The sequence below is a fragment of the Pacificibacter maritimus genome (genome assembly GCF_003814915.1).
Taxonomy (GTDB): Bacteria; Pseudomonadota; Alphaproteobacteria; order Rhodobacterales; family Rhodobacteraceae; genus Celeribacter; species Celeribacter maritimus.
Window position 1 is genome coordinate 319,991 of record NZ_RKQK01000001.1, and the last position, 26,408, is coordinate 346,398.

At 53.5% G+C, this 26,408-nt stretch carries 22 protein-coding genes; 8 read left to right on the top strand and 14 right to left on the bottom strand.

Translation table 11 applies throughout. From position 1 onward, the window contains the following. The first annotated feature begins 90 nt into the window (after positions 1–90). Positions 91–867: an enoyl-CoA hydratase-related protein gene (locus EDD53_RS01455; RefSeq protein WP_123791425.1), complete on the top strand. Its 777-nt coding sequence runs from the start codon at positions 91–93 to the stop codon at positions 865–867. On the opposite strand, the gene EDD53_RS01460 is transcribed toward EDD53_RS01455, so the two are convergent. The 3 genes from EDD53_RS01460 to gltX form a co-directional block, all read right to left on the bottom strand. Continuing rightward, a complete protein-coding gene (locus EDD53_RS01460; RefSeq protein ID WP_170162655.1) occupies positions 864–2,471 on the bottom strand; it encodes a tetratricopeptide repeat-containing sulfotransferase family protein in 1,608 nt (535 codons plus the stop codon). The two genes, EDD53_RS01455 and EDD53_RS01460, sit on opposite strands and share 4 nt — an antisense overlap. 144 nt (positions 2,472–2,615) lie before the next feature. Beyond that, a complete protein-coding gene (gene gltA, locus EDD53_RS01465) occupies positions 2,616–3,914 on the bottom strand; it encodes a citrate synthase (protein ID WP_123791427.1) in 1,299 nt (432 codons plus the stop codon). A 239-nt stretch (positions 3,915–4,153) separates the two neighbouring features. Next, positions 4,154–5,578, bottom strand: a complete 1,425-nt coding sequence (gene gltX / locus EDD53_RS01470) for a glutamate--tRNA ligase (protein WP_123791428.1) — start codon at positions 5,576–5,578, stop codon at positions 4,154–4,156. A 140-nt stretch (positions 5,579–5,718) separates the two neighbouring features. Between gltX and EDD53_RS01475 the strand changes: the two genes are divergently transcribed. Further along, a complete protein-coding gene (locus EDD53_RS01475; RefSeq protein ID WP_123791429.1) occupies positions 5,719–7,920 on the top strand; it encodes a ComEC/Rec2 family competence protein in 2,202 nt (733 codons plus the stop codon). Positions 7,921–8,062: 142 nt separating this feature from the next. On the opposite strand, the gene lexA is transcribed toward EDD53_RS01475, so the two are convergent. From lexA to EDD53_RS01505, 6 genes are all read right to left on the bottom strand, one after another. Then, a complete protein-coding gene (lexA, locus tag EDD53_RS01480; RefSeq protein ID WP_123791430.1) occupies positions 8,063–8,773 on the bottom strand; it encodes a transcriptional repressor LexA in 711 nt (236 codons plus the stop codon). A 66-nt stretch (positions 8,774–8,839) separates the two neighbouring features. Further along, entirely contained in the window at positions 8,840–9,058 is a 219-nt protein-coding gene (locus tag EDD53_RS01485) for a hypothetical protein (RefSeq protein WP_123791431.1), read from the bottom strand. 145 nt (positions 9,059–9,203) lie between these two features. Then, on the bottom strand, positions 9,204–10,373 hold the full coding sequence (locus EDD53_RS01490; RefSeq protein WP_123792354.1) for a molybdopterin molybdotransferase MoeA: 1,170 nt from the start codon (positions 10,371–10,373) through the stop codon (positions 9,204–9,206). A gap of 11 nt (positions 10,374–10,384) precedes the next feature. Next, positions 10,385–10,870: a cyclic pyranopterin monophosphate synthase MoaC gene (moaC, locus tag EDD53_RS01495; RefSeq protein WP_123791432.1), complete on the bottom strand. Its 486-nt coding sequence runs from the start codon at positions 10,868–10,870 to the stop codon at positions 10,385–10,387. 21 nt (positions 10,871–10,891) lie between these two features. After that, positions 10,892–11,692: an indole-3-glycerol phosphate synthase TrpC gene (gene trpC / locus EDD53_RS01500; RefSeq protein ID WP_123791433.1), complete on the bottom strand. Its 801-nt coding sequence runs from the start codon at positions 11,690–11,692 to the stop codon at positions 10,892–10,894. Between the two features lie 48 nt (positions 11,693–11,740). Further along, the gene (locus tag EDD53_RS01505) at positions 11,741–12,937 is read right to left on the bottom strand and encodes a cytochrome P450 (RefSeq protein ID WP_123791434.1); all 1,197 of its coding nucleotides are present in this window, start codon (positions 12,935–12,937) and stop codon (positions 11,741–11,743) included. A gap of 134 nt (positions 12,938–13,071) precedes the next feature. Between EDD53_RS01505 and EDD53_RS01510 the strand changes: the two genes are divergently transcribed. The 5 genes from EDD53_RS01510 (at position 13,072) to EDD53_RS01530 (ending at position 19,629) form a co-directional block, all read left to right on the top strand. Further along, positions 13,072–14,850 carry a sensor histidine kinase gene (locus EDD53_RS01510; protein WP_123791435.1) on the top strand — a complete coding sequence of 593 codons (1,779 nt, stop codon included), beginning with the start codon at positions 13,072–13,074 and terminating at the stop codon, positions 14,848–14,850. 36 nt (positions 14,851–14,886) lie between these two features. Then, entirely contained in the window at positions 14,887–16,128 is a 1,242-nt protein-coding gene (locus tag EDD53_RS01515; protein ID WP_123791436.1) for a sigma-54-dependent transcriptional regulator, read from the top strand. Positions 16,129–16,414: 286 nt separating this feature from the next. Next, positions 16,415–17,416 carry a DctP family TRAP transporter solute-binding subunit gene (locus EDD53_RS01520; protein ID WP_123791437.1) on the top strand — a complete coding sequence of 334 codons (1,002 nt, stop codon included), beginning with the start codon at positions 16,415–16,417 and terminating at the stop codon, positions 17,414–17,416. Positions 17,417–17,545: 129 nt separating this feature from the next. Next, on the top strand, positions 17,546–18,235 hold the full coding sequence (locus tag EDD53_RS01525; RefSeq protein WP_123791438.1) for a TRAP transporter small permease: 690 nt from the start codon (positions 17,546–17,548) through the stop codon (positions 18,233–18,235). 5 nt (positions 18,236–18,240) lie between these two features. Continuing rightward, positions 18,241–19,629, top strand: a complete 1,389-nt coding sequence (locus tag EDD53_RS01530; protein WP_123791439.1) for a TRAP transporter large permease — start codon at positions 18,241–18,243, stop codon at positions 19,627–19,629. A gap of 125 nt (positions 19,630–19,754) precedes the next feature. On the opposite strand, the gene trpD is transcribed toward EDD53_RS01530, so the two are convergent. Both trpD and EDD53_RS01540 read right to left on the bottom strand, forming a co-directional pair. After that, positions 19,755–20,789: an anthranilate phosphoribosyltransferase gene (trpD, locus tag EDD53_RS01535; protein ID WP_246002136.1), complete on the bottom strand. Its 1,035-nt coding sequence runs from the start codon at positions 20,787–20,789 to the stop codon at positions 19,755–19,757. Then, positions 20,789–21,379: an anthranilate synthase component II gene (locus EDD53_RS01540; protein ID WP_123792356.1), complete on the bottom strand. Its 591-nt coding sequence runs from the start codon at positions 21,377–21,379 to the stop codon at positions 20,789–20,791. Before EDD53_RS01540 ends, trpD begins: the two co-directional genes overlap by 1 nt. A gap of 280 nt (positions 21,380–21,659) precedes the next feature. Here EDD53_RS01540 and EDD53_RS01545 point away from each other — a divergent pair, with 280 nt between their 5' ends. Then, positions 21,660–23,120 (top strand): divergent polysaccharide deacetylase family protein, encoded by a 1,461-nt coding sequence (locus EDD53_RS01545; protein WP_123791440.1) that lies wholly within the window; start codon positions 21,660–21,662, stop codon positions 23,118–23,120. Positions 23,121–23,269: 149 nt separating this feature from the next. Here the strand turns inward: EDD53_RS01545 and EDD53_RS01550 are convergent, their stop codons facing one another. The 3 genes from EDD53_RS01550 to EDD53_RS01560 all read right to left on the bottom strand — a co-directional run bounded on the left by EDD53_RS01550 (position 23,270) and on the right by EDD53_RS01560 (position 26,093). Further along, complete coding sequence (locus EDD53_RS01550; RefSeq protein ID WP_123791441.1) at positions 23,270–24,157, bottom strand: DMT family transporter; 888 nt, start codon at positions 24,155–24,157, stop codon at positions 23,270–23,272. A 129-nt stretch (positions 24,158–24,286) separates the two neighbouring features. Beyond that, positions 24,287–24,820: a bactofilin family protein gene (locus tag EDD53_RS01555; protein ID WP_123791442.1), complete on the bottom strand. Its 534-nt coding sequence runs from the start codon at positions 24,818–24,820 to the stop codon at positions 24,287–24,289. Next, positions 24,810–26,093, bottom strand: coding sequence for a M23 family metallopeptidase (locus EDD53_RS01560; RefSeq protein WP_123791443.1), 1,284 nt, complete (start codon positions 26,091–26,093; stop codon positions 24,810–24,812). Before EDD53_RS01560 ends, EDD53_RS01555 begins: the two co-directional genes overlap by 11 nt. Positions 26,094–26,408: the final 315 nt, after the last annotated feature.

Consider the following 26,408-nt stretch of genomic DNA (forward strand, 5'->3'; position numbering starts at 1 on the left):
CCAGCGCCGAAGTCACATCAGATCAGACTTTCCTTGATGCGATAGATGCGTAAGCTATGAGCACCCTAGAACATTTTGAAAGACGCGCCGATGCAATATGATGCCATTCACTATACCGAAGACAAGGCGATCGCGGTGGTCACTTTGGATCGGCCCAAGGTCAAAAATGCCTTAAATACTGTTATGCGCGCCGAAATAACCCATGCTATTCGCATCGCGCAAAAGTCGGCGCGGGTCTTGGTGATTACGGGCAAAGGGGATGCGTTTTGTTCGGGGCAGGACTTGGGCGATGGCGTCAATGCGGGCACTGCTGATTTGGAACGCACCCTGCGCGATGAATATGAACCGCTGATGATGGCGCTGCACAGCTGCAAAATTCCCACCATCGCCGCTGTGAATGGCGTGGCTGCGGGGGCGGGCGCTTCGCTTGCTTTGGCTGCTGATGTCGTTATCGCAACTGAGAGGGCCTTTTTTATCCAAGCCTTTACTCGGATTGGTTTGATGCCTGATGCAGGCGGAACCTATGCTTTGCCGCGCCAAATTGGTATGGCGCGAGCTATGGGGGCATCCTTGTTCGGCGATGCTATTTCTGCCGATAAAGCCGCGGCATGGGGCATGATTTACGAGAGCGTTGAAGACGATCTTTTCGCAGCACATTGGCAAGCGCGTGCTGCGCATTTGGCCCAAGGTCCGACGGCGGCCTATCAAGCGACGAAAGAGGCGCTGCATGCCTCAGCAGGCAACACATATGCCCAACAGCTAGCACTAGAGGCCAAATTACAGGGCCGCTGCGGCCAGACCCGCGACTTTCGCGAAGGCGTTGTGGCCTTTACCGCCAAGCGTGCCCCTAAATTCGAAGGCCGCTAAGGGATCACATATCCTTCAGGCAAATCGTGGAAATTTCCTGTGATATAAGGCGCATATGCGCGCCATTTGTCTGAACTTTGCGCATATATTTTTTGGCGCACTTGTACGGCAGAGGCTGTGGTCATTGCGCCTTGATCGTCATGCGGACGCAAACAGGCACTTTGCATTTCAAGCCCCAAAGCTGAGATCAACATGGGGATTTGCCGATCGGGATCGATCGTGAGCGCATCGTAGTCTAGCGCGATGATGCGATCTGGAAACTCACGCATCCAACGCTGCATCAAGTTGGTATAGTCTTTATAATAGGCCGTGATATCGTTTAAATCATAGCAATATTGCAAGCCTGTACTGGAAAAGAACTGTTTGTAATTCGACCAACAGGTCGCTTTGGCATCGCGGGTCGTGTGAATGATTATGGCCTCGGGGATGGCTTTGATGATGAGGGCCAAGAGATTGAAATTCTGCGGCATTTTATCAACGACATAGGCAGCCCCTTGGGCATGCGCGGCTATGGATGTCAGGTAGTTATCGCGAAACTCTTGCACAGCTTCGGGCGTGACATCACGCCGCCCAAAAACCAGATCAGAGCCATAGCGCGCCGCATAGGGCAATTCGCCAGCGCCTGAAATTTCGCTATGGCCCGCCAAAATACGCTGGGTCAAGCTGGTGCCTGAGCGCGGCATTCCGACGACAAAAATTGGTGTCACCTCGGCCCGCTGTTCAGGGGGGCGCAGGGGGATGTCTTGCAACAGGTCCGCAGATTTATGCAGCGCGTCAAATCTTTGCCTGTCATGGCTGGGATCATACCCCAATTCGGATTTACGCAGGGCATTGGCTTGATGCAGCAAGATAAAAGCGGTTTCAAAAGCGCCCAAGGTTTCAAACACACGCGCCAATGCAAAGCTGAGATCACGTTTGGCCGTTGCTGTGCTGGCGTGTTGCAGCAAATAGACCATGGTTTCCAAATGTGGATCATCGGCAGTGTAGTGATGCACCGTGCTGAGACCGAGGTGCGCAGGGGTGAAATCAGGGGTTAGGGTGAGGGCTTGCACATAGCTCTGCTCGGCTTTTTCCAATTGGCCAAGACTGCGATATGCATCGCCAAGATGGGTCCATGTCGTCGGGCAGGGGGCATGATCATTGGCACGCAGATAGGCCTCTATGGCCGCTGGGATGTTTTGGGCAGCGCTTTGCGCCAATCCCAAAAGACGCTGCGATGCGGCTAAGGTTTCGGCGGTCTGGGCAGCTATGCGCGTGGCCTGTTGGGCCGCGAAAACCGCCGCAGGGGCGTCTTTCAGTTTCAAACAGGTTTTCGCAAGATTCATCGCTGCCAAATGGTTTTGCGGATCTTGCGCCAGCGTCATCTCGAAACTGAGACGTGCGGATTGAAAGTGACCTTGGCCAAATTGCGCAACGCCCAAGCAACTTAAGATAAAGGCGTTCTGCGGATGATCTGCCAGCAGGTCGTTACACCGCGATTGAAGCCTGTCCCATTGCGCTTGATCGACCAAATCCCTGAGGTTTGATTTTATGGTTGTCAAAGACACATCGGGCATCTGTGCTGTGTCAAAGGGCTGGGCCAGCGGAAAAAGTGGAGCATTCATCATTCTGAGACCTGATTGGGCGTTTGCCTAAATCTGTCTCAAATATCTGCACATTCAGTTAACCGAGATCTGCTATCAGGGGGCAGCACAAAAAAAGACCGCCCAAAGAGCGGTCTTTTGAATTTTTTGCCAAAAAGAAAGCGATCAATCGCGGTCTTCGACGTTGGTGTAGTCGCGCTGAGTGGCGCCCGTGTACAGCTGACGTGGGCGACCGATTTTCATCGCTGGGTCTTCGATCATCTCTTTCCACTGTGAAATCCAGCCAACTGTGCGGGACAGAGCAAAGATAGGTGTGAACATAGATGTTGGGAAACCCATCGCTTCTAGGATGATACCTGAGTAGAAATCGACATTTGGGAACAATTTCTTTTCAGCGAAATATGGATCAGCCAAGGCCGCTTTTTCCAGTTCTTTCGCAACTTGCAAGATTGGTTTGTCTTCGACGCCAAGCAAATCAAGAACTTCGTCAGCAGACTGTTTCATAACAGTCGCGCGTGGATCGAAGTTTTTGTAAACGCGGTGGCCAAAGCCCATCAAGCGGAACGGATCGTTTTTGTCTTTCGCGCGGGCGATGTATTCAGGAATACGGTCAACAGTACCGATTTCTTGCAACATTTCCAAACAAGCTTGGTTTGCACCACCGTGTGATGGGCCCCAAAGACAGGCGATACCAGCTGCGATACAAGCGAATGGATTCGCGCCAGAAGAAGATGCAAGACGCACCGTTGACGTCGATGCATTTTGTTCGTGGTCAGCGTGAAGCGTGAAAATACGATCCATAGCGCGCGCCAAGATCGGATTTACTTCGTATTCTTCAGCAGGCACAGCGAAACACATGCGCAAGAAGTTCGCAGCGTAATCCAGATCATTGCGTGGGTACACGAATGGCTGACCCGTGGTGTATTTGAAGGCCATAGCAGCGATTGTTGGCATTTTCGCGATCAAACGGATGGTCGCAACTTCGCGTTGGTGCGGATCAGAAATGTCAGTGGAATCGTGGTAAAACGCGGACATAGCGCCCACGACACCAACCATAATCGCCATCGGGTGCGCATCGCGGCGGAAACCTGAGAAGAACTTGTGCATCTGTTCGTGAACCATCGTGTGGTTGGTCACAAGGCTTTCAAATTTTTCCATCTCAGCCGCTGTTGGCAATTCGCCATTCAGCAATAGGTAGCAAACCTCAAGGTAGTGTGACTTTTCAGCCAATTCACCAATCGCGTAACCACGGTGCAAAAGCACGCCTTCGCCACCATCAATATAGGTGATCGCACTGTCGCAAGCGGCAGTAGAGGTAAAGCCTGGATCGTATGTGAACACACCTGCTTGGCTGTAAAGCTTGCGGATATCAACAACATCAGGGCCTTCGGTCGGGGTATGAACTGGAAGCTCATAGGACTTGCCGTCAAGCGTTAAGGTCGCTGTCTTTTGTGTTTCTGACATGGTCGTTCCTTCGTTAGGCAGCGGACCATTTCTGGCACCACTGGGGGTCGGGGAGGCGCACAAAAATGTTCGAGCGCCTGTTTGTTGCTAAGAGGGCCGTTGCCCATCTTGTGGTATGGCTTTGCCGTTGTTTACAGCGGCCATGTTACCGGCTTGTGAAATATGCCGGTCTATCGTGACTTGGCCCTAAAACACTGACCAAGGTTCCCTTTGCGCGCAACCTTGCTGCGCCCTTTGGGCTATTCTTGTAATGCGTCCGCCAATCGGGCGAGCGTTTCATCGCGCCCCAAAACGAACATCATATCTAATACGCTCGGTGTTTGGGTGCGTCCTGCAAGAGCTGCGCGTAGCGGTCCTGCAACTTTACCAAAGCCGATGTCTTGCGCTTCCATGACGCGGCCAACAGCCGCCTCTAATGCGTCGCGGTCCCAGCTAGCACTTTGCAGGTGCGGCGTCAATTCGTTCAGTATACCATTGGATACATCGCCCAAATGTTTCTGAGCTTTCTCATCCACGTCAACAGGGCGGGCATTGAGGGCAAAACGTGCTTTTTCAATAAGTTGTGGGTAATTTTTGGCAGAACCCTTCAGGCAGTATAACGCAGCGCTCAAGCGGTCACGCTGTGCGTTTGTCAACGGATCTTGTGCAGATGCAGCAAGGTAGCCTTCGATTTCGCTTAAGATTTGGGCATCTTCCATCACAGCCAAATGCTGCCCACAGATGTTGTCCAGCTTTTTCGTGTCAAAGCGTGCGGGGGCCTTGTTGATTCCATCCAGATCAAACCATTCCATCGCTTGCGCGTCAGAGAAAAATTCATCATCACCATGCGACCAGCCCAAACGTGCCAAGTAATTGCGCATTCCTTGGGCGGGGTATCCCATGGCTTGGTATTCTTTCACACCAGTCGCGCCATGACGTTTTGACATCTTTTTGCCGTCTGGGCCGAAAATCAACGGAATATGCGCGTAGACAGGCAAATCCCATCCCATTGCTTCATAAACCATCATCTGGCGCGCTGAGTTGGCCAAGTGATCGTCGCCGCGAATGACATGGGTCACGCCCATATCGTGATCATCCACAACCACCGCAAGCATATAGGTCGGTGTGCCGTCCGAGCGCAAAACGATCATATCGTCGATCTGGTCATTCTGGATCGTCACATCGCCTTGCACCTGATCGCGGATCACAGTCGCGCCCGTGCGGGGGGCTTTCATGCGGATCACATAAGGCGCATCAGGATGACTGGCTGCATCTGCATCACGCCAAGGCGATTGGTACAGGGTACTGGTCTTGTTGGCGCGGGCCGTTTCGCGAAAGGTTTCGATCTCGTCTTGGGTGGCAAAACATTTATAGGCTTTCCCTGCGGCCAACATTTGCTGGGCCACCTCGACATGGCGCGGAGCTTGTTCGAACTGGCTGACAGCCTCGCCGTCATAATCCAAACCAAGCCATTTCATGCCATCCAAAATGCCTTGGGTCGCATCCGCGCTTGAGCGCGCGCGATCCGTGTCTTCGATACGCAGCAAGAATTTTCCGCCACGGGCGCGGGCGTAAAGCCAGCTGAACAAAGCCGTGCGGGCTGTGCCGATGTGCATATCGCCCGTGGGCGAGGGCGCGATGCGAGTGACGACAGGTTTGTGAGCGGTGTTGGCAGCGTTTGACATGGGGAAATTAACCCTTTGGTAACCATGGTGGCGGTAGTTTCAAGACGATGATGTTGGCGCAGGTCTAAAACATTTCGCAGCAAAGTGGAAATCGCTTTTAGCTCCATTCACGCACAGCAAGTTTGCAACCTGTCAAGCCTATGGCAATTGACACCCTAAATTTGGTTAAGGAAGCCCCCGTGCGGATCGCCTACACCCTTGTTTACGGGTTCTTTGACATCTTTGACCGACAACACGGGCAAATGTTTTTGTGGATGCCTGTTATGCTGGGCCTTGGGATTTCGCTGTATTTCGCAGCCCCGCTTGAACCGCAAATGTTTAGCTACATATGCGCGGCCTGCGTCGCGGCGGTCTGTTTTGCGCTGTTGCTTGTGGTGTCTGATTATTATGCGCCCCCTGTGGCCATTCTGGCCATGGTCGCGCTCGGATTCTTGGTGGCGGGCTACCGTGCACATAGCCTGTCTGCGCCAGTCCTACCCTATCGATATTATGGACCTGTTGAGGGGCGTATCGTCAAAGTCGATCGCTCCGCCAGCGATGCAGTACGCCTCACCTTGGATCAGGTGCGTTTGCGTGGTTTCGCGCGCGAAGACACGCCCGCGCGCGTGCGAATATCCTTATACGGCGACCAAGCCTATATCGATCCCGAACCTGGATTGCCCGTGGCCATAACCGCAAGCCTGTCGCCCCCCGCCAGTGCCGCCGATCCAGGCGGATTTAATTTTCAACGCATGGCATGGTTCGATCAATTGGGGGCGGTTGGCTATACGCGCATCCCCGTGTTGCGCCTTGGGCCTACCGATCCTGATCTGCGATTGTTTGTGCATAAATTGCGCCAAAAACTGTCACTGGCGATCCAGAATAGCCTGTCTGGGCAAGCAGGGGCCTTTGCCGCTGCCATTTTGACAGGCGACAGATCCGCGATTTCTGCGCAAACGGTCGAAAACCTGCGCGCCAGCAATCTATCGCATCTTTTGGCCATATCGGGTCTGCATATGGGCCTGCTTACAGGGGTCATCTTCAGTACGTTGCGCGGCATCCTAGCTCTTATTCCCTATACGTTTTATCACTGGCCCAACAAAAAAATCGCAGCCGTTGCTGCCTTGATTGGGGGAGCGTGCTATCTGGCTTTATCTGGCTGGAATGTCGCCACAGAGCGCGCATATATCATGGTCTCTATGATGTTCATCGCAGTCCTGCTCGACAGGCAGGCCATCACGCTGCGTGCTGTCGCCATGGCCGCGATGTTGATCTTATTGCTGCGGCCCGAAGTTCTGCCCGAACCAGGCTTTCAGATGTCATTCGCTGCCACAACTGCGCTTGTCGCTGTGTTTTCAATTCTGCGTGGCTTTAAAGTTATGTACAAATGGCCGCGCTTTTTAACTGGCGCGTTCACCGTGGTTTTGTCATCTGCTGTGGCAGGCGTGGCAACAGCGCCCGTGGCGGCAGCGCATTTTAACCGCATCGCAGACCTCGGCCTGATTGCCAATGTCATATCAGTTCCCGTGATGGGCGCCGTGGTTATGCCCGCTGCAGTCATCGCGGCGGTGCTTGCGCCTTTCGGGTTGCAACACTGGGCCTTTGCGGTGATGGAACCTGCGATCCGCTGGCTGCTCTATGTGGCCGACCGTGTGGCCCAGATCGAAGGGGCTGTGACTTGGATCAAATCCCCGCCGACCGCCACATTGCCACTCATTGCCTTAGGCGGGCTGTTTGTTTTGTTGTGGAAAGGGCGCTCGCAGTTTTTGGGGCTCTTGCCTGTTATCTTGGGATTCTTGTTTTGGGCAGGGGGCGATAGGCCCAGTCTTTTGGTTTCGTCAGATGGCGGATTGATCGGACGAATGACGGCCGAAGGGCGTGCCTTGAACAAAGACACTGGGGGCAGTTTTGCGGCCTCATCTTGGTTGGAAAACGATGGCGATTTTCCCAGTCAGACAAAGGCCGCCGCGCGGTATATGCCGCCATTGGGGCTTTCAGGTATTTCAATTGCGCATGTGTCAGGCCGTGGCTGGCAAGCACGCGCCGACGCTGCATGTAAAAGCTATGATATTGTAATTTTGAATCAAGATTTGGATTTTTCCGCCGAATTGCCCTGTTTAATGTTGGATTTGTCCTATTTGGAACGCAGCGGTTCACTGGCCTTTTTCGCAGATCCTGACGGCATCCAAATTCAAACCGCACATGGGGCGTCTGGCATAAGACTTTGGACTGCGCCTGACATAAGCATCGGGCGTTATGGTCGCGCGCCTGTCTCGCCAATGGTTTACCGCGACAGTCAGACCCGTCCGATATTCGGTCTGCGCGTCACGCGAAACGGGCAAAGAGTGCCGCTTGCGCCATAGAATGAGCGGCTGAGTTTAAGGCGTGATCAGAATGGTCGATATTCAACACGGCTGTTGCATCCAAAACCCACGCGCCACCAAAAAGCCCGCACCAAGATATGATCAAGGGCGGGCTTAGATTTAAAAAAAAACGTCTTCAGCACTAATAGCTGCGGATCAGGCCCACCAACTTGCCTTGCACTTCGATTTGATCAGCTGCGAAAACGCGGGTTTCAAAGGCAGGATTGGCTGCTTCCAAGGCAATTGAATCGCCCTTGCGCATGTAGCGTTTCAAAGTTGTCTCATACCCTTCGACCATCGCCACAACGATATCACCGTTTGAAGCCTGCGCGGTCTCGCGTATCACAACGATGTCACCATCGTTGATACCCGCTTCGATCATGGATTCGCCTTTGACTTCCAGCGCGTAATGGTTGCCACGCCCTGACAGCATTGAGCCAGGCACAGCGACATTCAAAGCGCCATCTTCAACAGCTTCGATCGGTACACCGGCAGCTATTTTGCCCATGATCGGTAGATTAAATGCGGAAACAGCCACTTCCATCGCTTGCGCGGGCGGCGGCGTGTTGGGGCGGTCGCCTTCGATCACGCGGGGTTCAAATCCAGCCATAGTTGGCGCTGTGGGTTGTCCGCCTAGACTTTCGGGGAGTTTTACAATTTCGATGGCTCGGGCGCGGTGGGCGAGACGGCGGATAAACCCGCGTTCTTCCAAAGCTGTGATCAAACGGTGGATGCCTGACTTTGAGCGCAGATCAAGCGCTTCTTTCATTTCATCAAAAGACGGTGGCACGCCATCTTTATGCATGCGTGTGTTGATGAATTCTAATAAAAGTAGCTGCTTTTTCGTCAGCATTTTTGTGCTCCCGCCGCTTAAAAATTACCCTAGGCGAATTGCTCGCGCCAGATCGATGTGTAACACCTAAGCAATCTCGCGGGTCGGGTTGGCCCGTGATGTATGTAAGGCAACGGGTCGACCAAAACTGCGGTTTTCGGACTGGTGCGGCGGTTGGGGCAGGCTGCGCGGTGCAATGTTTTGCGTGCTTTTAAATGCCACAGGTCCACCTTGATCAATCCGATTCCAGATCACTTGGGTGTTGTGTTCGTTTAATGTTCTATCGGCGTTCTCGTAATGTGTCAACGCTGTTCTCCTGAGCTTGACAGGGCCGCTCTGTCAGGCCCTATCTCAGGATCTATGTGAAGCGGATTTGCCTAAGCTTTGGTTAATGCGCTGCAAAAAGGTTTATGTTTTAGGACTTTAGGTCGCGAACATGTCACCAAATTAATTACAGCAGGATCACATCCACCGTATCACCTGTTGAACTGGCTGGGGCAAAAGGCGGCCGCACGATAAGCGCGTTGGCATCAGACAGAATGCGCAAAAGAGCGCTGTCTTGGCTGTCAAAGGGGGTGACTTGACCCATGTCAATCTGTGCGCGCATGTAGTGGGCGCGGGGGCCGTTTGCGGGTAAATCTTGTGTGAGCCGCGCGGGGTGCAGCGCCACAGGTGTTTCGCCCAAGCCCAACATTTTGTTTAAAGCGGGCAACATAAACAGATGCGCAGTGACCAAGGCTGATACAGGGTTGCCAGGGAGGCCCAGCATCATGGCATCGCCAAGTCTGCCTGCCATCAAAGGTTTGCCAGGGCGCATGGCGACTTTGTAAAAAGCGCGCAAGAGGCCCATCTTTGTGGCCACCTGTCCGACAATATCATGATCGCCAACAGAGGCCCCGCCAATGGTCACGATCATATCGGCATCGCTGGCAAGGCCCAGCACATGTTTCAGCGCGCTTTCTGTGTCGCGGGCAATCGGCAACATGCGCGGGGTGGCGCCTGCGGCTTCGACCATTGCAGCCAGTCCAAACCCGTTTGAGGCAATGATCTGTGCATCATCTGGGGTTTCTCCAGGCATGACCAATTCATCACCTGTGGCGATCAGGGCCACAACAGGTTTGCGCGTGACCGTGATTGTATCGATGTTCATTGCAGCCAAAAGCGCCAGATCGCGCGGCGTAAGCCTGCGCGGGGCTTTTAGCAGATCGCCTGCTTTAAAATCTGCGCCGATCTCGCGAATATTGGTGGTGCGTGAGACAGCGGTTTGGGTGATTTGATCACCTTTGCGCGTCACGTTTTCTTGCATCAAGACCCGCGAGGCACCGCTGGGCAGGGGCGCGCCAGTGAAAATGCGCACGGCTTGGCCTGCGTTAAGTGTCGCATCAAATCTGTGCCCTGCTGCGGCTTCGCCAATCACAGTAAAGGTCGCGCCGATATGGCTTTCGCTGTCTTTTACCGCATAGCCATCCATAATTGAGGCAGAAAAAGGCGGTTGATTGCGGCTGGCTATGGCATATTTGGCCAAAACACGGTTGAGACCTGCACGCAGGGGGATCACTTCGCTTTCAAGGTGAGAGCACAGCGAAAAGACGTGATCCAGCGCCTCAGGAACCGAAATCAAGGGCGCGGAAGTCATCGTGCTTTGTCCGCCGTATAGACGCCAGATTTGCCGCCTTCTTTGCGCACCAATTGGATGTTGACGATCTGCATGCCTTTTTCAGAGGCTTTCAACATATCGTAGATGGTCAAGGCAGCGGTGGAGGCGGCTGTGAGCGCTTCCATTTCCACACCTGTTTGGCCTGATGTTTTGACCGTGGCTGTGATGCGCACACCGGGCAATGTGTCATCGGGGGTCAGATCAAGCGTGACTTTCGTGATCGGCAAAGGGTGGCACAGGGGAATAAGATCGGATGTTTTCTTGGCCCCCATGATGCCAGCAAGGCGCGCCACGCCGAGAACATCGCCCTTTTTGGCGGTGCCTTGGGTGATATGCCCCAAGGTTTCAGGCTGCATTTTGATCGCGGCCTCTGCCACGGCCAAACGGTCTGTCACAGCTTTGCCTGACACATCGACCATATGCGCGTTGCCTGCTTCATCGAAATGGGTCAAATCAGCCATGAGACATCCTTTGTCGTCTTGTTATGCGGGCACAGGGTTGGCCAACAGCGTTTTTGTGGCTTGTGTCACATCCTCTTGGCGCATCAGGCTTTCGCCGATCAAGAAGGTGCGCGCGCCATATTCGGCCATATCCGCCAGATCTTTCGCATCCGTGAGACCACTTTCGCAGACCAAAAGCTTGCCCTTTGGGGTCAGTTTTGACAGGTGGCGGGTGGTGTCCAGCGTGGTTTCAAAGGTTTTCAGGTTGCGGTTGTTCACGCCAAGCAGGGGCGATTTCAACGCAAGAGCGCGGTGCAATTCATCTGCGTCATGCACTTCGACCAGCACATCCATACCCATGTCAAAGGCTGCGGCTTCGAGTTCTTGCGCTTGGACATCAGACACAGATGCCATGATGATTAAAATCGCATCCGCGCCCCAAGCACGGGCCTCAGCCACTTGGTAAGTGTCATACATAAAATCTTTGCGCAGCACTGGCAGGGATACGGCCGCACGCGCTTGCACTAAAAATTCTGGAGCGCCTTGAAATGATGGTCTGTCTGTGAGCACAGACAAGCAGGTAGCGCCGCCGTCCTCATAGGCTTTTGCCAAGACAGGCGGGTTGAAATCTGCGCGGATCAAACCCTTTGACGGAGACGCCTTTTTCACTTCCGCAATCAGACCATAGCCTGTGGCGCTGGCTTTATGCAAAGCCTCAGAAAACCCGCGCGGGGCGGATTGCGCGCCAGCTTGCGCTTCAAGATCGGCGAGGGACACAGACTGTTTGGCTGCGGCCACTTCTTCCAACTTATAGGCTTTGATCTTATCGAGCACTGTGGCCATCGCGGTTTTCCCATTCTCAGTCTTGTGTTTGAAAGCCTTGTTAGAGGCTTATCTGCACATCATCAATGTCTTGAGCCCATGAAAATGCCAAGTGTCTGCATAGAGCGGCTGTTCCGTGAGAGCCAAGTCAGGGCAGCGGTCAAACAAGACAGACAGCGCGATCTTCATTTCGAGCCGCGCAAGGGGGGCCCCCACACAAAAATGGATACCGCCGCCAAAGGCTGTGTTTTGTTTCACCCGCCGTGTGGAGTCAAAGCGATCGGGGCGATCCCATGCGTCATGGTCACGGTTGGCCGCGCCCAGCAAAAGCCCGATTTTGTCACCGCGTTTGAAGTCATGGCCCAAAAAGGTTGTATCCTCATTCACCCAGCGCTGAAACAGGTGCAAAGGCGGGTCATAGCGCAGGATTTCTTCGATCGTGCCATCAACGGTATCGTCCCGCAGCCTGTCTTGAGCCGTCTCAAGGGGCGTTTGATGTTCGATCAAGGTTTTCACCCCAAGGCCGATAGAATGCACTGTGGCTTCATGCCCAGCGTTGAGCAATAAGATGCAGGTGGAAATCAGTTCAGGCGTGGACAGCTTTTCACCGTCTTCTTCGGCTGCAATCAAATGGGTGATCAGATCATCCGCAGGGGATAGGCGGCGTTTGTCGATATAGCTGCGCATGAAATCCGCAAATTCTGTGGCGGCTGTGGCAGCTTTTGTTTGGGTCTGAATATCACATAAGGGCGTGTAGACCGCGACCATGGCATTGGACCATGCCAGCAATTGATCGCCCATATCCTCAGGAACCCCTAAAAGCCGTGAAATAACGCGGATGGGAATGGGCGTTGCATAGGCCGTCAAGAGATCAAAAGGCGCATCCTTGGGAAAGGCATCAATCTGCGCATGGCAGATTTCGGTGATTTCAGGCGCGAGTTCTTTGATTCTGCGTGATGTAAAAGCGCGCAGCACCAAAGACCGCAAGCGTCTGTGACGATCACCTTCGAGTTCCAGCATTGAATGATCATCCACATCGTAAAAGGGACGCAGATGATCTGGAACGACTGGTTTAAACCCGACAGGTGCCTCACGCCCAAAACGGCGATCTTTCAAACCCATCTGTACCCCGTCATAGGAAGATACCACAGCCAGATCCAAATCCTGCCAATAGGCGATAGGGCCCAAAGCGCGCAATTTGTCATAGGTTTCATAGGGATTTTGCACAAAGGCGGGGTTTTTTGGATTTTGGGATAGGGTTTTCATCTAGGGCTTCGCTCGGGTTTGCTGTCGCGCGTGTCTGGGGATGGAACAGGTCGCGCTGTTGTTATTTTGAAATTACTGGCAAAGGGTGGCGCTTGGTGCTTTGCTTTGCAAGCCCGAGTTTCTAAACTGCACAGATGAGCCAAGATCAAAACCACCCACAAAGCACAAAAGCACAGGTCACACAGGCTGCGCAGATTGGTTTGCCCCAAAGCGCGCTGAGGCGGCGTTTGATTGAGGCGCTGATCTTGGTGTTTTGTGTGGGGGTCATAGGACTTGGTACCTATGCTTTGGCCTTTCGTGCTGAATTAGACCAAGCTGCTGAACGGGCAGGGGCCGATTTGGCGCTGTCTTCTGACCGCTTACGCGCTGGGCTGGAACGCTACCGTGAACTTTCGGTTATTCTTGCAGACCATCCGATTATTATGGATCTGGTCACAGCCCGTGCCGCGCCCCCAGCCGGCCTGCAAGCCGCTACATCGCAATTGTTGCAAGCTATGGCGGATCAAACTGGGTCGCATTCTATGATGGTTGTTACGCGCTCAGGCCAAGTGCTTGCGGCGACGGATCGTTTTGCAGCCCCCAAAGGGGTCACTCCCGCCATTCAAAGAGCAATGAACGGTGCGCTTGGCTCTGCGCATTTTGTCGATGATCAAGGTCAGCGCCGCTTTGTCTATGCGGCCCCTGTGTTTCTGAAAGGCGCAGGCGCCCAAGGTGCGATTTTGGTGCATGTGGATTTGGAAACCATTGAGTGGGGCTGGCCTGTTGATCCTTTCGCGGTCTATTTCACGGATGCTTCGGATGTGATCTTTGTCTCAAACCGTACGGAATTGATCTTAGCTGGAGGGGGCGATAAAGCTTTCCCCGCCCAATCCAAACAGGTCATCGCGGGCCATGATGTCTGGACGATGACCGCAGGACCTTACATTCCTCCGCGTGTGTTGCATATCGAGCGGCCTTTGCCGATTGTTGATATGACTGCGGAATTGTTATTCGATCTGCGCCCAGTTATGAATTTGGCTGCGCTGCAAGCGGGTATTGTGGCGGCGATTGCTTTGGCCTTTGGTGCCTTTGTGGTGCTGGCCACCGAACGCAGACGCACATTGTTTGACGCCAACACGCGATTAGAGGCGCGTGTGGCTGAACGCACCCAAGATTTAGAACAACTCAACCGCGATCTTAAACGTGCCCAAGCAGATCTGGTGCAAGCAGGCAAACTGTCGGCGCTGGGCGAAATGTCTGCGGGGATATCGCATGAATTGAACCAGCCTTTGATGGCGATCAGATCCTATTCCGAAAATGCGCAATTGTTCTTAGAGCGGCAAAATCCTGACAAAGCGGCGAAAAATTTGGATCATATCGCCGATCTTGCGCGGCGCATGGGGCGGATCATCAAAAATCTACGCGCTTTCGCCCGACAAGAAAACGAAGCCATTTCCGATGTCGATCTGAGTGCCGTGGTCGATGCGGCTTTGGATATGACCATGGGAAAAATTTCTGGCGCGGGCGTGACCCTGCATTGGCAGCCCGAACCCAATATGATGGTGCGCGGTGGCGAAGTGCGCTTGCAGCAAGTGGTCATCAACCTGATTTCAAATGCCGTGGATGCAATGGCGCAAAGTCCTGAAAAACATATATTTATCGCGCTGGGCGCGTCACCTGTTTCGGGGCCTGATACCCCTGATATGCTGCGCTTGTCTTTGCGTGATACAGGCTCTGGTATCGCCGATCCTGATAAGATGTTTGAACCTTTCTACACCACCAAAGACGTGGGCACAGCCCAAGGCATGGGGCTGGGGCTCTCGATCTCTTACGGGCTGATCCAAAGCTTTAGCGGCAGTATTCGCGGTCGCAACATCAGCCAAGGCGGGGCTGAATTTATCATTGACCTGCCGCGCGCTAAAACTCACACCTAACGTGCAAGATGCTATCAGATCGCAAGAGGCTGCCCAATGAAACGAACCACCGCTGTTGATCGTGTGCTTTTGGTCGATGATGATGCCGCTGTGCGTGATGCTTTGGGGCAAACCCTTGAATTGGCCGATCTCACGCCGACCTTGGCTGGCACCTATATCGAAGCCAAAGATCACATATCGCGTGATTTCGCTGGGATCGTCATCACCGATATTCGTATGCCGGGCAAAGATGGGTTTGCCTTGCTGGATTATGCCCAGTCCGTCGACCCCGAATTGCCTGTGATTTTACTGACGGGCGAGGGGGATATCCCAATGGCTGTAAAAGGGATTTCTGGCGGGGCTTTTGATTTCATCGAAAAACCTTGTTCCGCCAAAGAACTCTTGGCTGTGGTTGAAAAAGCCCTACGCGCGCGGGTTTTGGTGCTGGAAAACCGTCGTTTGAAACGCCAAGTCGAACAGGGCGATGCCGCCGCGCGCCTGTTGCGCGGCACATCTGATCTTTCTAAACGCCTGCGCGAAGATGTGCGGGTTGTGGCGCGCTCTGCGGCTGATGTTTTGGTCACGGGCGAACCTGGTGTTGGCACAGCCAAAATGGCCGAAGTCCTGCATCTGTTGTCTGCTGGATCATTGGCACCGTTTTTGAAACTTTCTAGCGCAGATATGACGCCCGAAGCCTTGGTCAAAGCCTTTAAGGATGCACAAGGCGGATCTGTCTTTTTAGATGAAGTGGCCGCTTTGCCGCTCAATGTGCAGTTTGCCATGTTGGATGTGTTGGAAACCCATGATCGCCCGCGTTTGATTGCGGGCTCCTATGCGGATCTAGCAAGCTTGGCCAAATCGGGCGCATTCTCTGCGGATTTGTTTTATCGGCTTGAGGCAGCAGTGATCCGCATTCCGCCGTTGCGTGCGCGCCCCGAAGACATCCCCGTTTTGTTTCGCCACTATGTCGATATTGCCTGCGAACAAACCAACTTGCCGCTGCCTGACATTACCCCCGATATTATCGCCACTTTGATGGCGCAAGATTGGCCTGGCAATGCGCGCAGTTTGATGAATGCGGCCATGCGATTTGTCATGGGACTCTCAAATGGAGGCACACCTGAGGGAGAGTTGGGGCTGAGTGAACAGATGGCGCAGGTCGAACGCTCACTGTTGATCTCTGCCTTACAGCGTCACAAGGGCAATGCGACAGAGGCCGCACGCGGTCTAAAGCTGCCGCGCAAAACATTCTACGACAAGTTGGCGCGTCATATGATCAAAGCGGAATTGTACCGTTAACTTTTGGTGGCGCCATGGTGGTGTCTTGCATCTGTGCGAAAAACCGCACAGTGAGCGCTGGTGGGTGTGCGATGATCCGCACATTTGTTTTTGTCTGTCTGAGTTAATATGTAAAGATGCCTGTGCATCATGTTGAAATTGTTGTGTTTATAAAAATATAACGCGGGTTAAAATCTTCCCCTTGCTGCCCCGTTCACAAGCTTGTCATCTTAGCCACGAGCCAAATGTCGCTTATCGAAAGCGCAAAGAGGCCAAAGATTTTGACATCTTGTCTGGGAGGACACCTATGAAATTTCTCGCAACTGCAGCCACTGCACTCGCTCTTGCTGTCACTGGCACCTCTGCCATGGCGGCCTGTGATGACGGCGAAATGGTTATTAAATTTAGCCACGTCACCAACACTGACAAACACCCCAAAGGCATCGCGGCCTCTTTGTTCATGGAGCGTGTGAACGCTGAAATGGACGGTAAAGTCTGTGTCGAAGTTTACCCAAACTCCACGCTCTACAACGATGACCAAGTTTTGGAAGCCATGTTGCAAGGCGATGTTCAAATGGCGGCACCAAGCCTGTCAAAATTTGAAACATTCACCAAAATCTACCGCATCTTCGATTTGCCTTTCATGTTCAAAAACATGGATGCCGTGGAAGAATTCCAACAGTCCGAAGTGGGCCAAGATATGAAAGAAGCCATGGTGCGCCGTGGTCTTTTGGGTCTTGGGTTCTGGCACAATGGTCTAAAACAATTCTCAGCCAACAAACCTCTTGTCGCGCCAACAGATGCGGCGGGTCTGAAATTCCGCGTTCAACCATCTGACGTTTTGGTCGCGCAGATGGAAGCACTTGATGCCTCGCCTCAGCCGATGTCATTCTCGGAAGTTTACGGCGCGTTGCAAACTGGCGTTGTGGACGGTCAAGAAAACACTTGGTCCAATATTTACGGCCAGAAATTCTTTGAAGTTCAAGACGGTATCACAGAAACAAACCACGGTCTTTTGGACTACATGGTTGTGACATCTGTTGACTGGTGGGAAGGTCTCGACGCGGACATCCGCGAGCAACTGTCCACAATCATGTCAGAGGTCACAACAGAACGTAACGCGGCCATCGCTGAGGTTGACATGGAGAACCGTCAGGCTGTTTTGGATGCAGGCGGCGTGATCCGTGAACTGGATGCAGAGCAACGCCAAGCTTGGGTTGATGTGATGAAACCTGTTTGGGCGCAGTTCGAAGGTGACGTGGGCGCAGATAACATCGCCGCGGCACAAGAGATCAACGCAAAGCACTAAGTCTTTGACATAAAATAAAAATGGCCCCTCTTTTAATCATGATGAGGGGCCATTTTCGACCCTGTGATCCAGTGTTTGCCGCGCAGCTTTCGGGTCACCCCAAACCTCAAAATAACAAGGGATAAAGACATGTCACTTCCTGATGACAGTCAAGGCACGGCCTTGGGGCGCTTTTTTGACAGCGTCGAAGAAAACCTGATCGCAGCGATACTTGGGGTGATGACCCTGATCACATTTGCCAATGTGGTGCTGCGCTACGTGTTCAATGAATCGCTGATTTGGGGCCTTGAAGTGGTGCTGATCTTGTTTGCTTGGCTGGTGATGTTGGGCATTTCATACGGGTTCAAAAAGACCACACATTTGGGTGTGGACGCCGTGACAAACCTGTTGCCGTCGCGCGGTCAACGTGTGGCAGCGCTTTTGTCGGCTGCGGCGTGTTTCGCCTATGCCGCTTTGCTTATGAAAGGCGCATGGGATTACTGGGCGCCCTTTGCTGCACTGCAACCTACCGAAGGCCGCTGGTTTCCGCTCGGTTTTACCGAAAACACCCGTGATCGTGCCTTCTACATGACAGATCAGGTGCCGATGTTGGGGATTTTGCGTTGGCTTGAAGACGCGATCAATTATGGCGACAGCTACGATAAATTGCCCCGTGTTGTGCCCTATTTCATTATCCCCTTTGGCTCTGCCTTGATCTTGTTGCGCGTTGTGCAGGCATCGATCCGCATCATCAAAGGCGAACAAGCCAGCTTGATTGTCTCGCATGAGGCCGAAGAAGACGTTGAGCGCGTTGCCGCGCAAAACGCACAAGAGGAGTAACCCCCGTGGAAGTCATTCTATTATTCGTGATGGTGCTGGGGCTTTTGCTCATTGGTGTGCCTATCGCTGTGTCCTTGGGCCTGTCGTCCATGATCTTTTTACTCGCCTTTTCAGATACTTCACTGGCTTCAGTGGCACAGTCCTTGTATCAGGCTATGGCGGGTCACTATACGCTTTTGGCGATCCCGTTTTTCATTCTGGCCTCTAGTTTTATGTCTACTGGCGGTGTGGCGACGCGCATTGTGCGCTTTTCCATCGCCTGTGTGGGTCACATGCATGGCGGCTTGGCCATCGCGGGTGTTTTTGCCTGCATGATCTTTGCAGCCCTGTCTGGATCTAGCCCTGCGACGGTTGTTGCTATTGGTACAATCGTGATCGCTGCGATGAAAAAAGTCGGTTATTCCAAAGACTTCGCCGCTGGCGTGATCTGTAACGCGGGCACATTGGGGATTTTGATCCCGCCTTCCATCGTTATGGTTGTTTACGCTTCTGCGACGGATGTTTCTGTTGGGCGTATGTTCTTGGCAGGGGTCATTCCTGGCCTTTTGGCTGGCACGATGTTGATGTTGGCGATTTACATCATCGCACGCATCAAAAAACTGCCAAAAGGCGAATGGGCAGGCTGGGGCGAGATTTGGAATTCTTTCAAAGATGCGTTTTGGGGCTTGATGCTGATCGTCATCATTATGGTTGGTATCTACGGTATTCCAGGCATCACGGGCGCGATCTTTACCCCGACTGAAGCGGCGGCTGTGGCCTCTGTCTACGCCTTCTTTGTGGCATCCTTTATCTACCGCGATATGGGGCCGCTGAGAAATTCCGACGAGCGTATTTCACTGCTGCGCAAACCGCAGGCCGTTGTGACAGCCTTCTTCCACAAAGATACGCGCGCCACCTTGTTTGATGCGGGTAAGTTGACCATCATGTTGATGTTCATCATCGCCAACGCATTAATATTAAAGCATGTTTTGACCGATGAACAAATCCCACAACAGATCGCCAACGCGATGCTTTCAGCGGGCTTTGGTAAGATCATGTTCCTTGTGATGGTCAATGTGATCTTGCTGATCGGCGGGCAATTCATGGAGCCCTCAGGCTTGATCGTGATCGTAGCACCGCTGGTATTCCCAATCGCGATTGAACTGGGCGTGGACCCGATCCACCTTGGAATTATCATGGTGGTGAATATGGAAATCGGCATGATCACACCGCCTGTTGGCCTGAACCTGTTCGTGACCTCTGGGGTTGCTGGCATGCCTATGATGGCCGTTGTGCGCGCTGCTGCACCTTTCTTGGCGATCTTGTTTGTCTTCTTGATCTTGATCACCTACGTGCCGATCATTTCGACCTATCTTCCGACCAGTTTGATGGGGCCTGAGATCATAACCAATTAGCGATGATCCCATACGACCCAATGATAAAGGGCCCTCAGACATGGGGGCCCTTTTGCTATTGATCCTGTGTTGCGGGTTTTGCGGAAAAACGCGCCTTTGGCAGATTTAATCCGCCTTTGGCAGATTTAACCCGCTGAGGTCAGCTTGGCCAAAGCATCCAATTTGGCCAAAGCCGCACCGCTGTCGATGCTCTGCGCGGCCATTTCAACACCCTCTTTCAAGGTCGCAACCTTATCGGCCACGATCAACGCAGCCGCCGCGTTAAACAATACAGCATCGCGGTAGGCTCCGCGTTCGCCTGACAGCATTGAGCGCATCGCAGAGGCGTTTTCAACAGGGGTTCCGCCCAAAATATCGCGCAAAGGATGCACAGGCAGGCCTGCGTCTTCAGGATGGATTTCCAGTGATGTGATCGCGCCATTGGCCAAAGCCGCCACAGTGGTCGGGCCAGAAATCGACACTTCGTCCAAGCCCTCGTGACCATGCACCAGCCAAGCCTTTTCACTGCCCAGCGTCAGCAAAGTTTCCGCCATTGGGTGCAACAAATCAGGGGCAAACGCCCCCGTCATTTGGCGTTTCACGCCCGCAGGGTTTGTCAAAGGACCAAGGATATTGAAAATCGTTTTGCAGCCCAATTCTTGGCGGACAGGCATCACATGTTTCATCGCAACATGGTGCATCGGGGCCATCATAAACCCGATGCCGACCTCATTGATGGCGCGTTCCACCACGTCGATCCCGACCATCACATCAACACCAGAGGCGCCAAGCGCATCAGCCGAGCCAGATTTAGACGACAGATTGCGGTTGCCATGTTTGGCGACAGTCACGCCTGCGCCAGCCACGACAAAAGCCGTTCCCGTGGAAATGTTCAGCGTGCCCAAATTGTCGCCCCCTGTGCCCACGATATCCATCGCGTCCTCTGGGGCTTTGACGGCAAGGCATTTGGCACGCATGGTGGCCGCTGCTGCGGCATATTCCGACACGGCTTCGCCGCGGGCACGCATGGCCATGAGCAACCCGCCGATCTGTGCGTCGGTGGCTTGACCTTCGAACAAAATCTCAAAGGCTTCGGTGGCTTGTGAGCGGCTCATCGGGCCTTCTGATGCTGAAAAAATCAGGGCTTTCATGGCTTTGGCAGGATCATACTCTTGGCTCATTACGCAACCTCTTTGGTATTGGCGAATTGGTTTAGGAATGTGCGCAGCATGTCGTGGCCATGTTCGGACCGGATACTTTCAGGGTGAAATTGCACGCCTTCGATGGGCAAGGTCTTGTGACGCAGACCCATGATCGTGCCGTCTGCCAATTCTGCGGTGATTTCCAAACAATCGGGCAGGCTGGCAGGGTCCACGACCAATGAGTGATAGCGCGTGGCGGCAAGGGGCGAGGGCAGGCCCGCGAAAACGCCTTTACCTTGGTGCAAGATGGCCCCCATTTTTCCGTGCACAATCTCATGGCAGCGCACCACTTGACCGCCAAAGGCGTGACCGATGGACTGGTGCCCCAGACAGACACCAAACAGCGGAATCTTGTGATCGGCGGCCGCTTTGACCAGATCCAAACAAATGCCTGCATCCTTGGGTGTCTTCGGACCAGGTGACAGCAAAATCCCGCTGGGCTTCAAAGCAAGGGCTTCCTCAACGGTTAGGTCATCATTGCGCACCACTTTGGCCGTGACACCCAGCTCGCCGATATAATGGACAAGGTTATAGGTGAAACTATCGTAATTATCGATCAAGAGCAGCATGTGATGTCTTTCCAATCCAGTCCCCAGAGTCATGGCGAAATCTATGACCCGAGATGTATAAAATGTAGCCGATAAGCGGGCATCGGGCTTTGCATGTGCAAAAGGGGATGAACCCCGCGCAAGCACGCGCTATACATGTCCACGAAGGCAGGCGTAGGGTCAAGAGTGGCTCTTGATTTTCATCCTCACAAACGGGACTTTGCGAGGACTGCGCCGTGTAAAATGAAAGATAAGCCAATAAAAATTGGCGTTTTTGTATAAGGCTGAGGGGTGTCGCGCTATGGGACGTGGAATTTTAACAGGACTGGCTTGGGGAACGGTCGTTTGCGTTGGGATCGTCACAGTTGCCAATCAGGTGGTTGATTCCGTCTCCGTAGCGTCGATTTCGCCGCCTATGACAACAAGCGAGACCACACCACCCATCGATAGCGATATTTCTGATGCGCCTTTGGCGGTCGAAACAGAGACGGGGCGTGATGAAAATCAAGCCGCTGATCCTGCGGTTTCTGATGACACTGCTGATGCCGCCGCTGGTGCTGATACGGCGCAAAACGATGCGACAGATGACGCGACCACGCCTGATCCCTTAGATACCGAAATGACGGATGAAACCGCTCGACCAAGTGATGTGGATCTTGCTGCACAAGGCGCCATAGCACAAGAAACAGCGCAAGAAACAGCACAGGAAGACATCGCTGCGCCGCGCGATTTTAATGAAACCCCACCGCAGACACAGGTTGACGCGCCCGCATTGGCTCAAACGCCAATGCCGCAAGACAGTGCTGTCCCGAATGTTGAAAGCGATACACCTGTGCTGGGCACACCGCAGGGGCAAGAACTGGCCGCACCCGCGCCAAGTTTAGCTGACGCGGATCAACCGCAAACAAACACCGATATGGCGGCTGAATCCTCGATGGCCGCACCTGTCAAAAAGATCCAACCCCAAGGGCAAAAGACACTGGGCACCAAAGTGGGCAGTTTCACAGATCGTACGGATTCACTTAAATCTGAGCGTTTGCCCTCGGTCGCGCTGGAGGATGCGCCCGTTGTCGTTGCAGAAGATCTGCCAGCGATTGTGGCCCATGCCGCGCCCTTTAGCAAATTGGGGTCCGCGCCCAATATGTCGATTGTTTTGGTCGATATCGGCGATATAGATCCGACAGAGCCCCAGCTCAAAGACCTCCCGTTCCCTGTGACCTTTGCTGTTGATGCTCTTGCGCCAGGGGCGACAGCGCGGGCGCAATTGTACCGAGATGCAGGTCTAGAAGTCATGGCATTGATCGGCCTGCCTGATGGCGCTTCAGCCCAAGATGTTGCTCAAACATTGTCCCAAGCTGCGCAACTGGTTCCGACATCAATCGGCTTTTTGGATGTGCCTTCAGCAAGTTTTCAAACCTCACGCGAAATCGCAGCACAGGTCGTTGCTTCATCTGGCCAATCGGGCCATGGCATTGTGACATTTCCCAGTGGTTTGAATGCTTTAATGCAAGAATCCCAACGCGCTCAACAGCCCGCTGCCACGGTATTTCGTGATTTTGATGGCAAGGATCAGAACGTTGCCGCCATGAAACGCTTTTTAGATCAGGCTGCATTTCGCGCGGGCATCGACGAAGAAATCGTTTTGGTCGGACGGTCAAAGCCCGACACCCTACAGGCTTTGGTCGAATGGTCCTTGGGCAATCGCGCGGCCACTGTCGAGATGGTGCCAGTCTCGTTTTTGCTGACCTCGCCCGCGCCTTAAAGTCGCCGTTACGATGGTCGCATTTTAACCCTGTTTTTATTCGCCCTGCTTTCAGGGGCGGCCTATTGGAATGGCATTTTGCGTAGAACCGCCCTCCGTCATGCGGTCTGCTGACAGGCCACGTGTCATCTGTGTTGGTGCATTTTGGTTTAGCGGCCTTTGCGAGCTGTCAGCATGAGTGCCAGACCAGACAGGACAATCACAGCTCCGCCCGTCAGTTCCAATGGATCGGGGCGCTCATTAAAGATAAGGGCGGCTAAGATCATGGCGAAGAGCAAGCGCGAATAGCGAAAGGGCGTGACCACAGAAACCTCTCCCAAGCGCATCGCCATCGTCAGCGCTGTATAGGCCGCAACGCCCACAAAGGTGGCGCAGGCAAGCGTTAGGGTTTCCGCGCCAGTGGGGCGCAGCATTTCACCACGCCATGCCAGTAGAATGACACCTGAGACCACCAGCATCGCAAAGCCATACACTCCAAGTTGCGCATAGCTCAAACCCTTGGGGGCAGCGCGTGTTGCCAGATCGCGCCCTGCAAATCCGATCATGCCAAGCACGGCCAAGATCGACAGGCTGGAAAACCCATCCAAGCCTGGACGTAAAACCAACAGCACGCCAACAAAGCCCAACCCGATCAAGCTCCAGCGCAACCCGTTGATCTTTTCGCGAAAAATCACGGCACTGGCTGCGGCCACCAAAAGCGGTGTGGCTTGTAAAATGGCGGAGGTGGTTGAAAGCGCTGTGAGCGCCAAGGAAAGGGTGAAAAACAAACGCCCCAAAACTTCGAACACTGCGCGGATCAAGAGGGCAGGATGTTTCAGGTCTTTGTTGAATATGCGTTCGCCGCGCTGCCATGTGAGACAGGCAAAAATGAATGTACCGCCAAGGCCGAATAAAATCAAAATCTGTGAGACAGGTAAGCGCTGCGACACGTGTTTTAACAGCGTATCTTCCACCGCGAAAAGTGCCATTGCGGCGACCATTGACATGGCCCCCATGAGGTTGCCTGCAGCCCCAGTTTTATCAAGTGAATCGGGCATGTGCAGATCCTTATGGTTTGGCGCAGATTGGCGGGAAAGGCCGTGTTGATCAATTGAAAAGGCAGACAAAAGAAAAACGGCCCGTGATTTGCATCAGGGCCGCTTTTGATCTTGGGGAAAGTATCGCGTTTACTTCGCGTCTTTATCCTTGGCTGGGGCGGCTTTTGCAGGTGCTGCACCAGCGACTTTGTTTTGTGAATTGGTTGTCAAAGGATCATCAGCACGCTGAACGGACCCTTCAAAATGCGCGCCACTCTCGATGGCGATGGTTTTGTGAATGATGTCGCCTTCGACTTTTGCAGCCGATGTCAGACGTACTTTCAAACCACGCACGCGACCAATAATGCGACCGTTGATCACAACATCATCAGCCATCACTTCACCGCGGACAGTCGCAGTTTCGCCGATTGTCAAAAGGTGGGCACGAATGTCGCCTTCGACAGTCCCTTCGATTTGGATATCGCCTGTGGTTTTGAGATTGCCCACAACCGTCAGGTCAGAGGACAGCACAGAGGCCGGCGGTTTGGCCTTTGGCGCAGTCGGTGTGAAATCCTTGGCCTTTTGAGGCGCAGGATTTTTTGGGGCCGCAGCCGCATCAGTTGGAGTCACGTCGTCGGTTCCTTTAGCTGGGCCCGGCTCGTTGATTCTGCTTTTAGAAAACATCGTTGGCAGCCTTAATATAGGTCATCGGGTTAACGGCCTTACCACCTACGCGGATTTCGTAGTGGAGATGAGTACCAGTGGAGCGGCCAGAATTCCCCATAGCACCGATTTGCTGACCACGCGAGACCCTTTGCCCAACTTTGACCATAAGTTGAGATTGGTGCGCGTAACGTGTCTCAATTCCGAACTCGTGTTGGATCTTGACCAGACGGCCATATCCGTTGGACCAGCCCGCAAATGTGACAACGCCGTCAGCAGTAGAGTAAATTGGTGAGCCGTAGGCTGCGGCAAAGTCGGTGCCTTCATGCATGCGGCCCCAGCGCGGGCCAAAGCCCGATGTATAACGGAACGCGTTTTTCAGCGGCAAGGCAAAAGGCGCTTTTTGCGCCGCAATGCGGTACAGGTTCAAACGATCCATTTTTTCGATAATATCATTGGCGCGCAGACTGTCAGGGTCTGGAATGCCGCCTTTGGTTGAAAACGTGATCGGCGTCATTGGGCCACCTTGGCCAGACAGCCCTGAACGTACTGTTTTCAAAAGGTTTGTGGTGGATAGGCCAGCTGCGGCAAACATTTTGTCGAGCGGCTCAACAGACACAACAACTGCATCTTCAAGCTGTGAGAAAATACGATCGTTTTTCTCTTCCATCATGCGCAGGTCGATTTTCAAATCATCCGCGACGCTTTCGGCTTGGTTGGCCAAAACGACCATAGAATCGCGTTGAACGGCCGTGGCATTCAGGGCTTCGGCCAGCATATCGACGGTGGCGCCCACTTCGGCAGGGTCGATCCCGCCCAAGCTGTCATCCGTGCCTTCGATTTTCGCCAGCAAGGCTTGAGCCTCGTCGCGGGCTTCGTCGCGGTCTTTCATCGTGCGGCGCAAAGTGTCTTGCACCACTGTCATGCCTTTGCCCAATTCACGCACACGTTCTTCTGACGCCAAAAGTTCAGATTGCATGGTAGAAATCTGGGCGAGGGCCGTATTGAAGCGTTCTTGCGCTGCGGCGGCTTCGGCGGCACGCATGTCGCGTTCTTCAGCCAATTCGTTCACACGGCTTTCAAACAGCGCCAAATCGCGCGAGGCCTGATCCCGTAGATTGCCCGAACCGATGCTGTCCATCAATACAATCGCAGAGGCGATGATCAACCAACCTGCTAAGATCGTGCTGCCCGTAAAGCCCAAAAGCTGGGTGACTGGCGTCAAACGTACATAGCGGGTTTCGCGGTCTGAGCGAAGAAAGACGCGTTGCTCAGGGAAACTGCGCTCAAGCATGCTGTTGAGTCTCTGGATTGGATGTCTCAAAAAGAACCGTCCTCATGTCGTGTATACTTCGCTTTTTACGAAACCTTAATGTCCCTCAGGTTTCAGCGATTGGCACTGTGTTACAAAACGATTCTATTTGGGGCAATCCCTAGGGGGCATTTCATCATTTATTCGCTCGAAATTGCTGTTTTTTGGCGGTTTTCTGCCTAATTGCCTTGCCTTATGGAACTTTGAAACTAGTGCGCCCGCGCCCAGCTCTGCCTTTCACTTGCGTTGGAAGCGAGCTGCACCACTAGATATGGTATTCTTGCTAAAGCTGTGGAC

What these genes read in the sequence shown, in the direction of transcription:
- lexA (WP_123791430.1), bottom strand. Translation starts at nt 8,773, where the DNA reads ATGCTGACGAAAAAGCAGCTACTTTTATTAGAATTCATCAACACACGC.
- EDD53_RS01550 (WP_123791441.1), bottom strand. Translation starts at nt 24,157, where the DNA reads ATGCCCGATTCACTTGATAAAACTGGGGCTGCAGGCAACCTCATGGGG.
- gltX (WP_123791428.1), bottom strand. Translation starts at nt 5,578, where the DNA reads ATGTCAAACGCTGCCAACACCGCTCACAAACCTGTCGTCACTCGCATC.
- EDD53_RS01475 (WP_123791429.1), top strand. Translation starts at nt 5,719, where the DNA reads ATGGCAATTGACACCCTAAATTTGGTTAAGGAAGCCCCCGTGCGGATC.
- EDD53_RS01510 (WP_123791435.1), top strand. Translation starts at nt 13,072, where the DNA reads ATGAGCCAAGATCAAAACCACCCACAAAGCACAAAAGCACAGGTCACA.
- trpD (WP_246002136.1), bottom strand. Translation starts at nt 20,789, where the DNA reads ATGAGCCAAGAGTATGATCCTGCCAAAGCCATGAAAGCCCTGATTTTT.
- EDD53_RS01545 (WP_123791440.1), top strand. Translation starts at nt 21,660, where the DNA reads ATGGGACGTGGAATTTTAACAGGACTGGCTTGGGGAACGGTCGTTTGC.
- EDD53_RS01525 (WP_123791438.1), top strand. Translation starts at nt 17,546, where the DNA reads ATGTCACTTCCTGATGACAGTCAAGGCACGGCCTTGGGGCGCTTTTTT.
- trpC (WP_123791433.1), bottom strand. Translation starts at nt 11,692, where the DNA reads ATGGCCACAGTGCTCGATAAGATCAAAGCCTATAAGTTGGAAGAAGTG.
- EDD53_RS01505 (WP_123791434.1), bottom strand. Translation starts at nt 12,937, where the DNA reads ATGAAAACCCTATCCCAAAATCCAAAAAACCCCGCCTTTGTGCAAAAT.
- EDD53_RS01560 (WP_123791443.1), bottom strand. Translation starts at nt 26,093, where the DNA reads ATGCTTGAGCGCAGTTTCCCTGAGCAACGCGTCTTTCTTCGCTCAGAC.
- gltA (WP_123791427.1), bottom strand. Translation starts at nt 3,914, where the DNA reads ATGTCAGAAACACAAAAGACAGCGACCTTAACGCTTGACGGCAAGTCC.
- EDD53_RS01515 (WP_123791436.1), top strand. Translation starts at nt 14,887, where the DNA reads ATGAAACGAACCACCGCTGTTGATCGTGTGCTTTTGGTCGATGATGAT.
- EDD53_RS01455 (WP_123791425.1), top strand. Translation starts at nt 91, where the DNA reads ATGCAATATGATGCCATTCACTATACCGAAGACAAGGCGATCGCGGTG.
- moaC (WP_123791432.1), bottom strand. Translation starts at nt 10,870, where the DNA reads ATGGCTGATTTGACCCATTTCGATGAAGCAGGCAACGCGCATATGGTC.
- EDD53_RS01460 (WP_170162655.1), bottom strand. Translation starts at nt 2,471, where the DNA reads ATGAATGCTCCACTTTTTCCGCTGGCCCAGCCCTTTGACACAGCACAG.
- EDD53_RS01540 (WP_123792356.1), bottom strand. Translation starts at nt 21,379, where the DNA reads ATGCTGCTCTTGATCGATAATTACGATAGTTTCACCTATAACCTTGTC.
- EDD53_RS01520 (WP_123791437.1), top strand. Translation starts at nt 16,415, where the DNA reads ATGAAATTTCTCGCAACTGCAGCCACTGCACTCGCTCTTGCTGTCACT.
- EDD53_RS01555 (WP_123791442.1), bottom strand. Translation starts at nt 24,820, where the DNA reads ATGTTTTCTAAAAGCAGAATCAACGAGCCGGGCCCAGCTAAAGGAACC.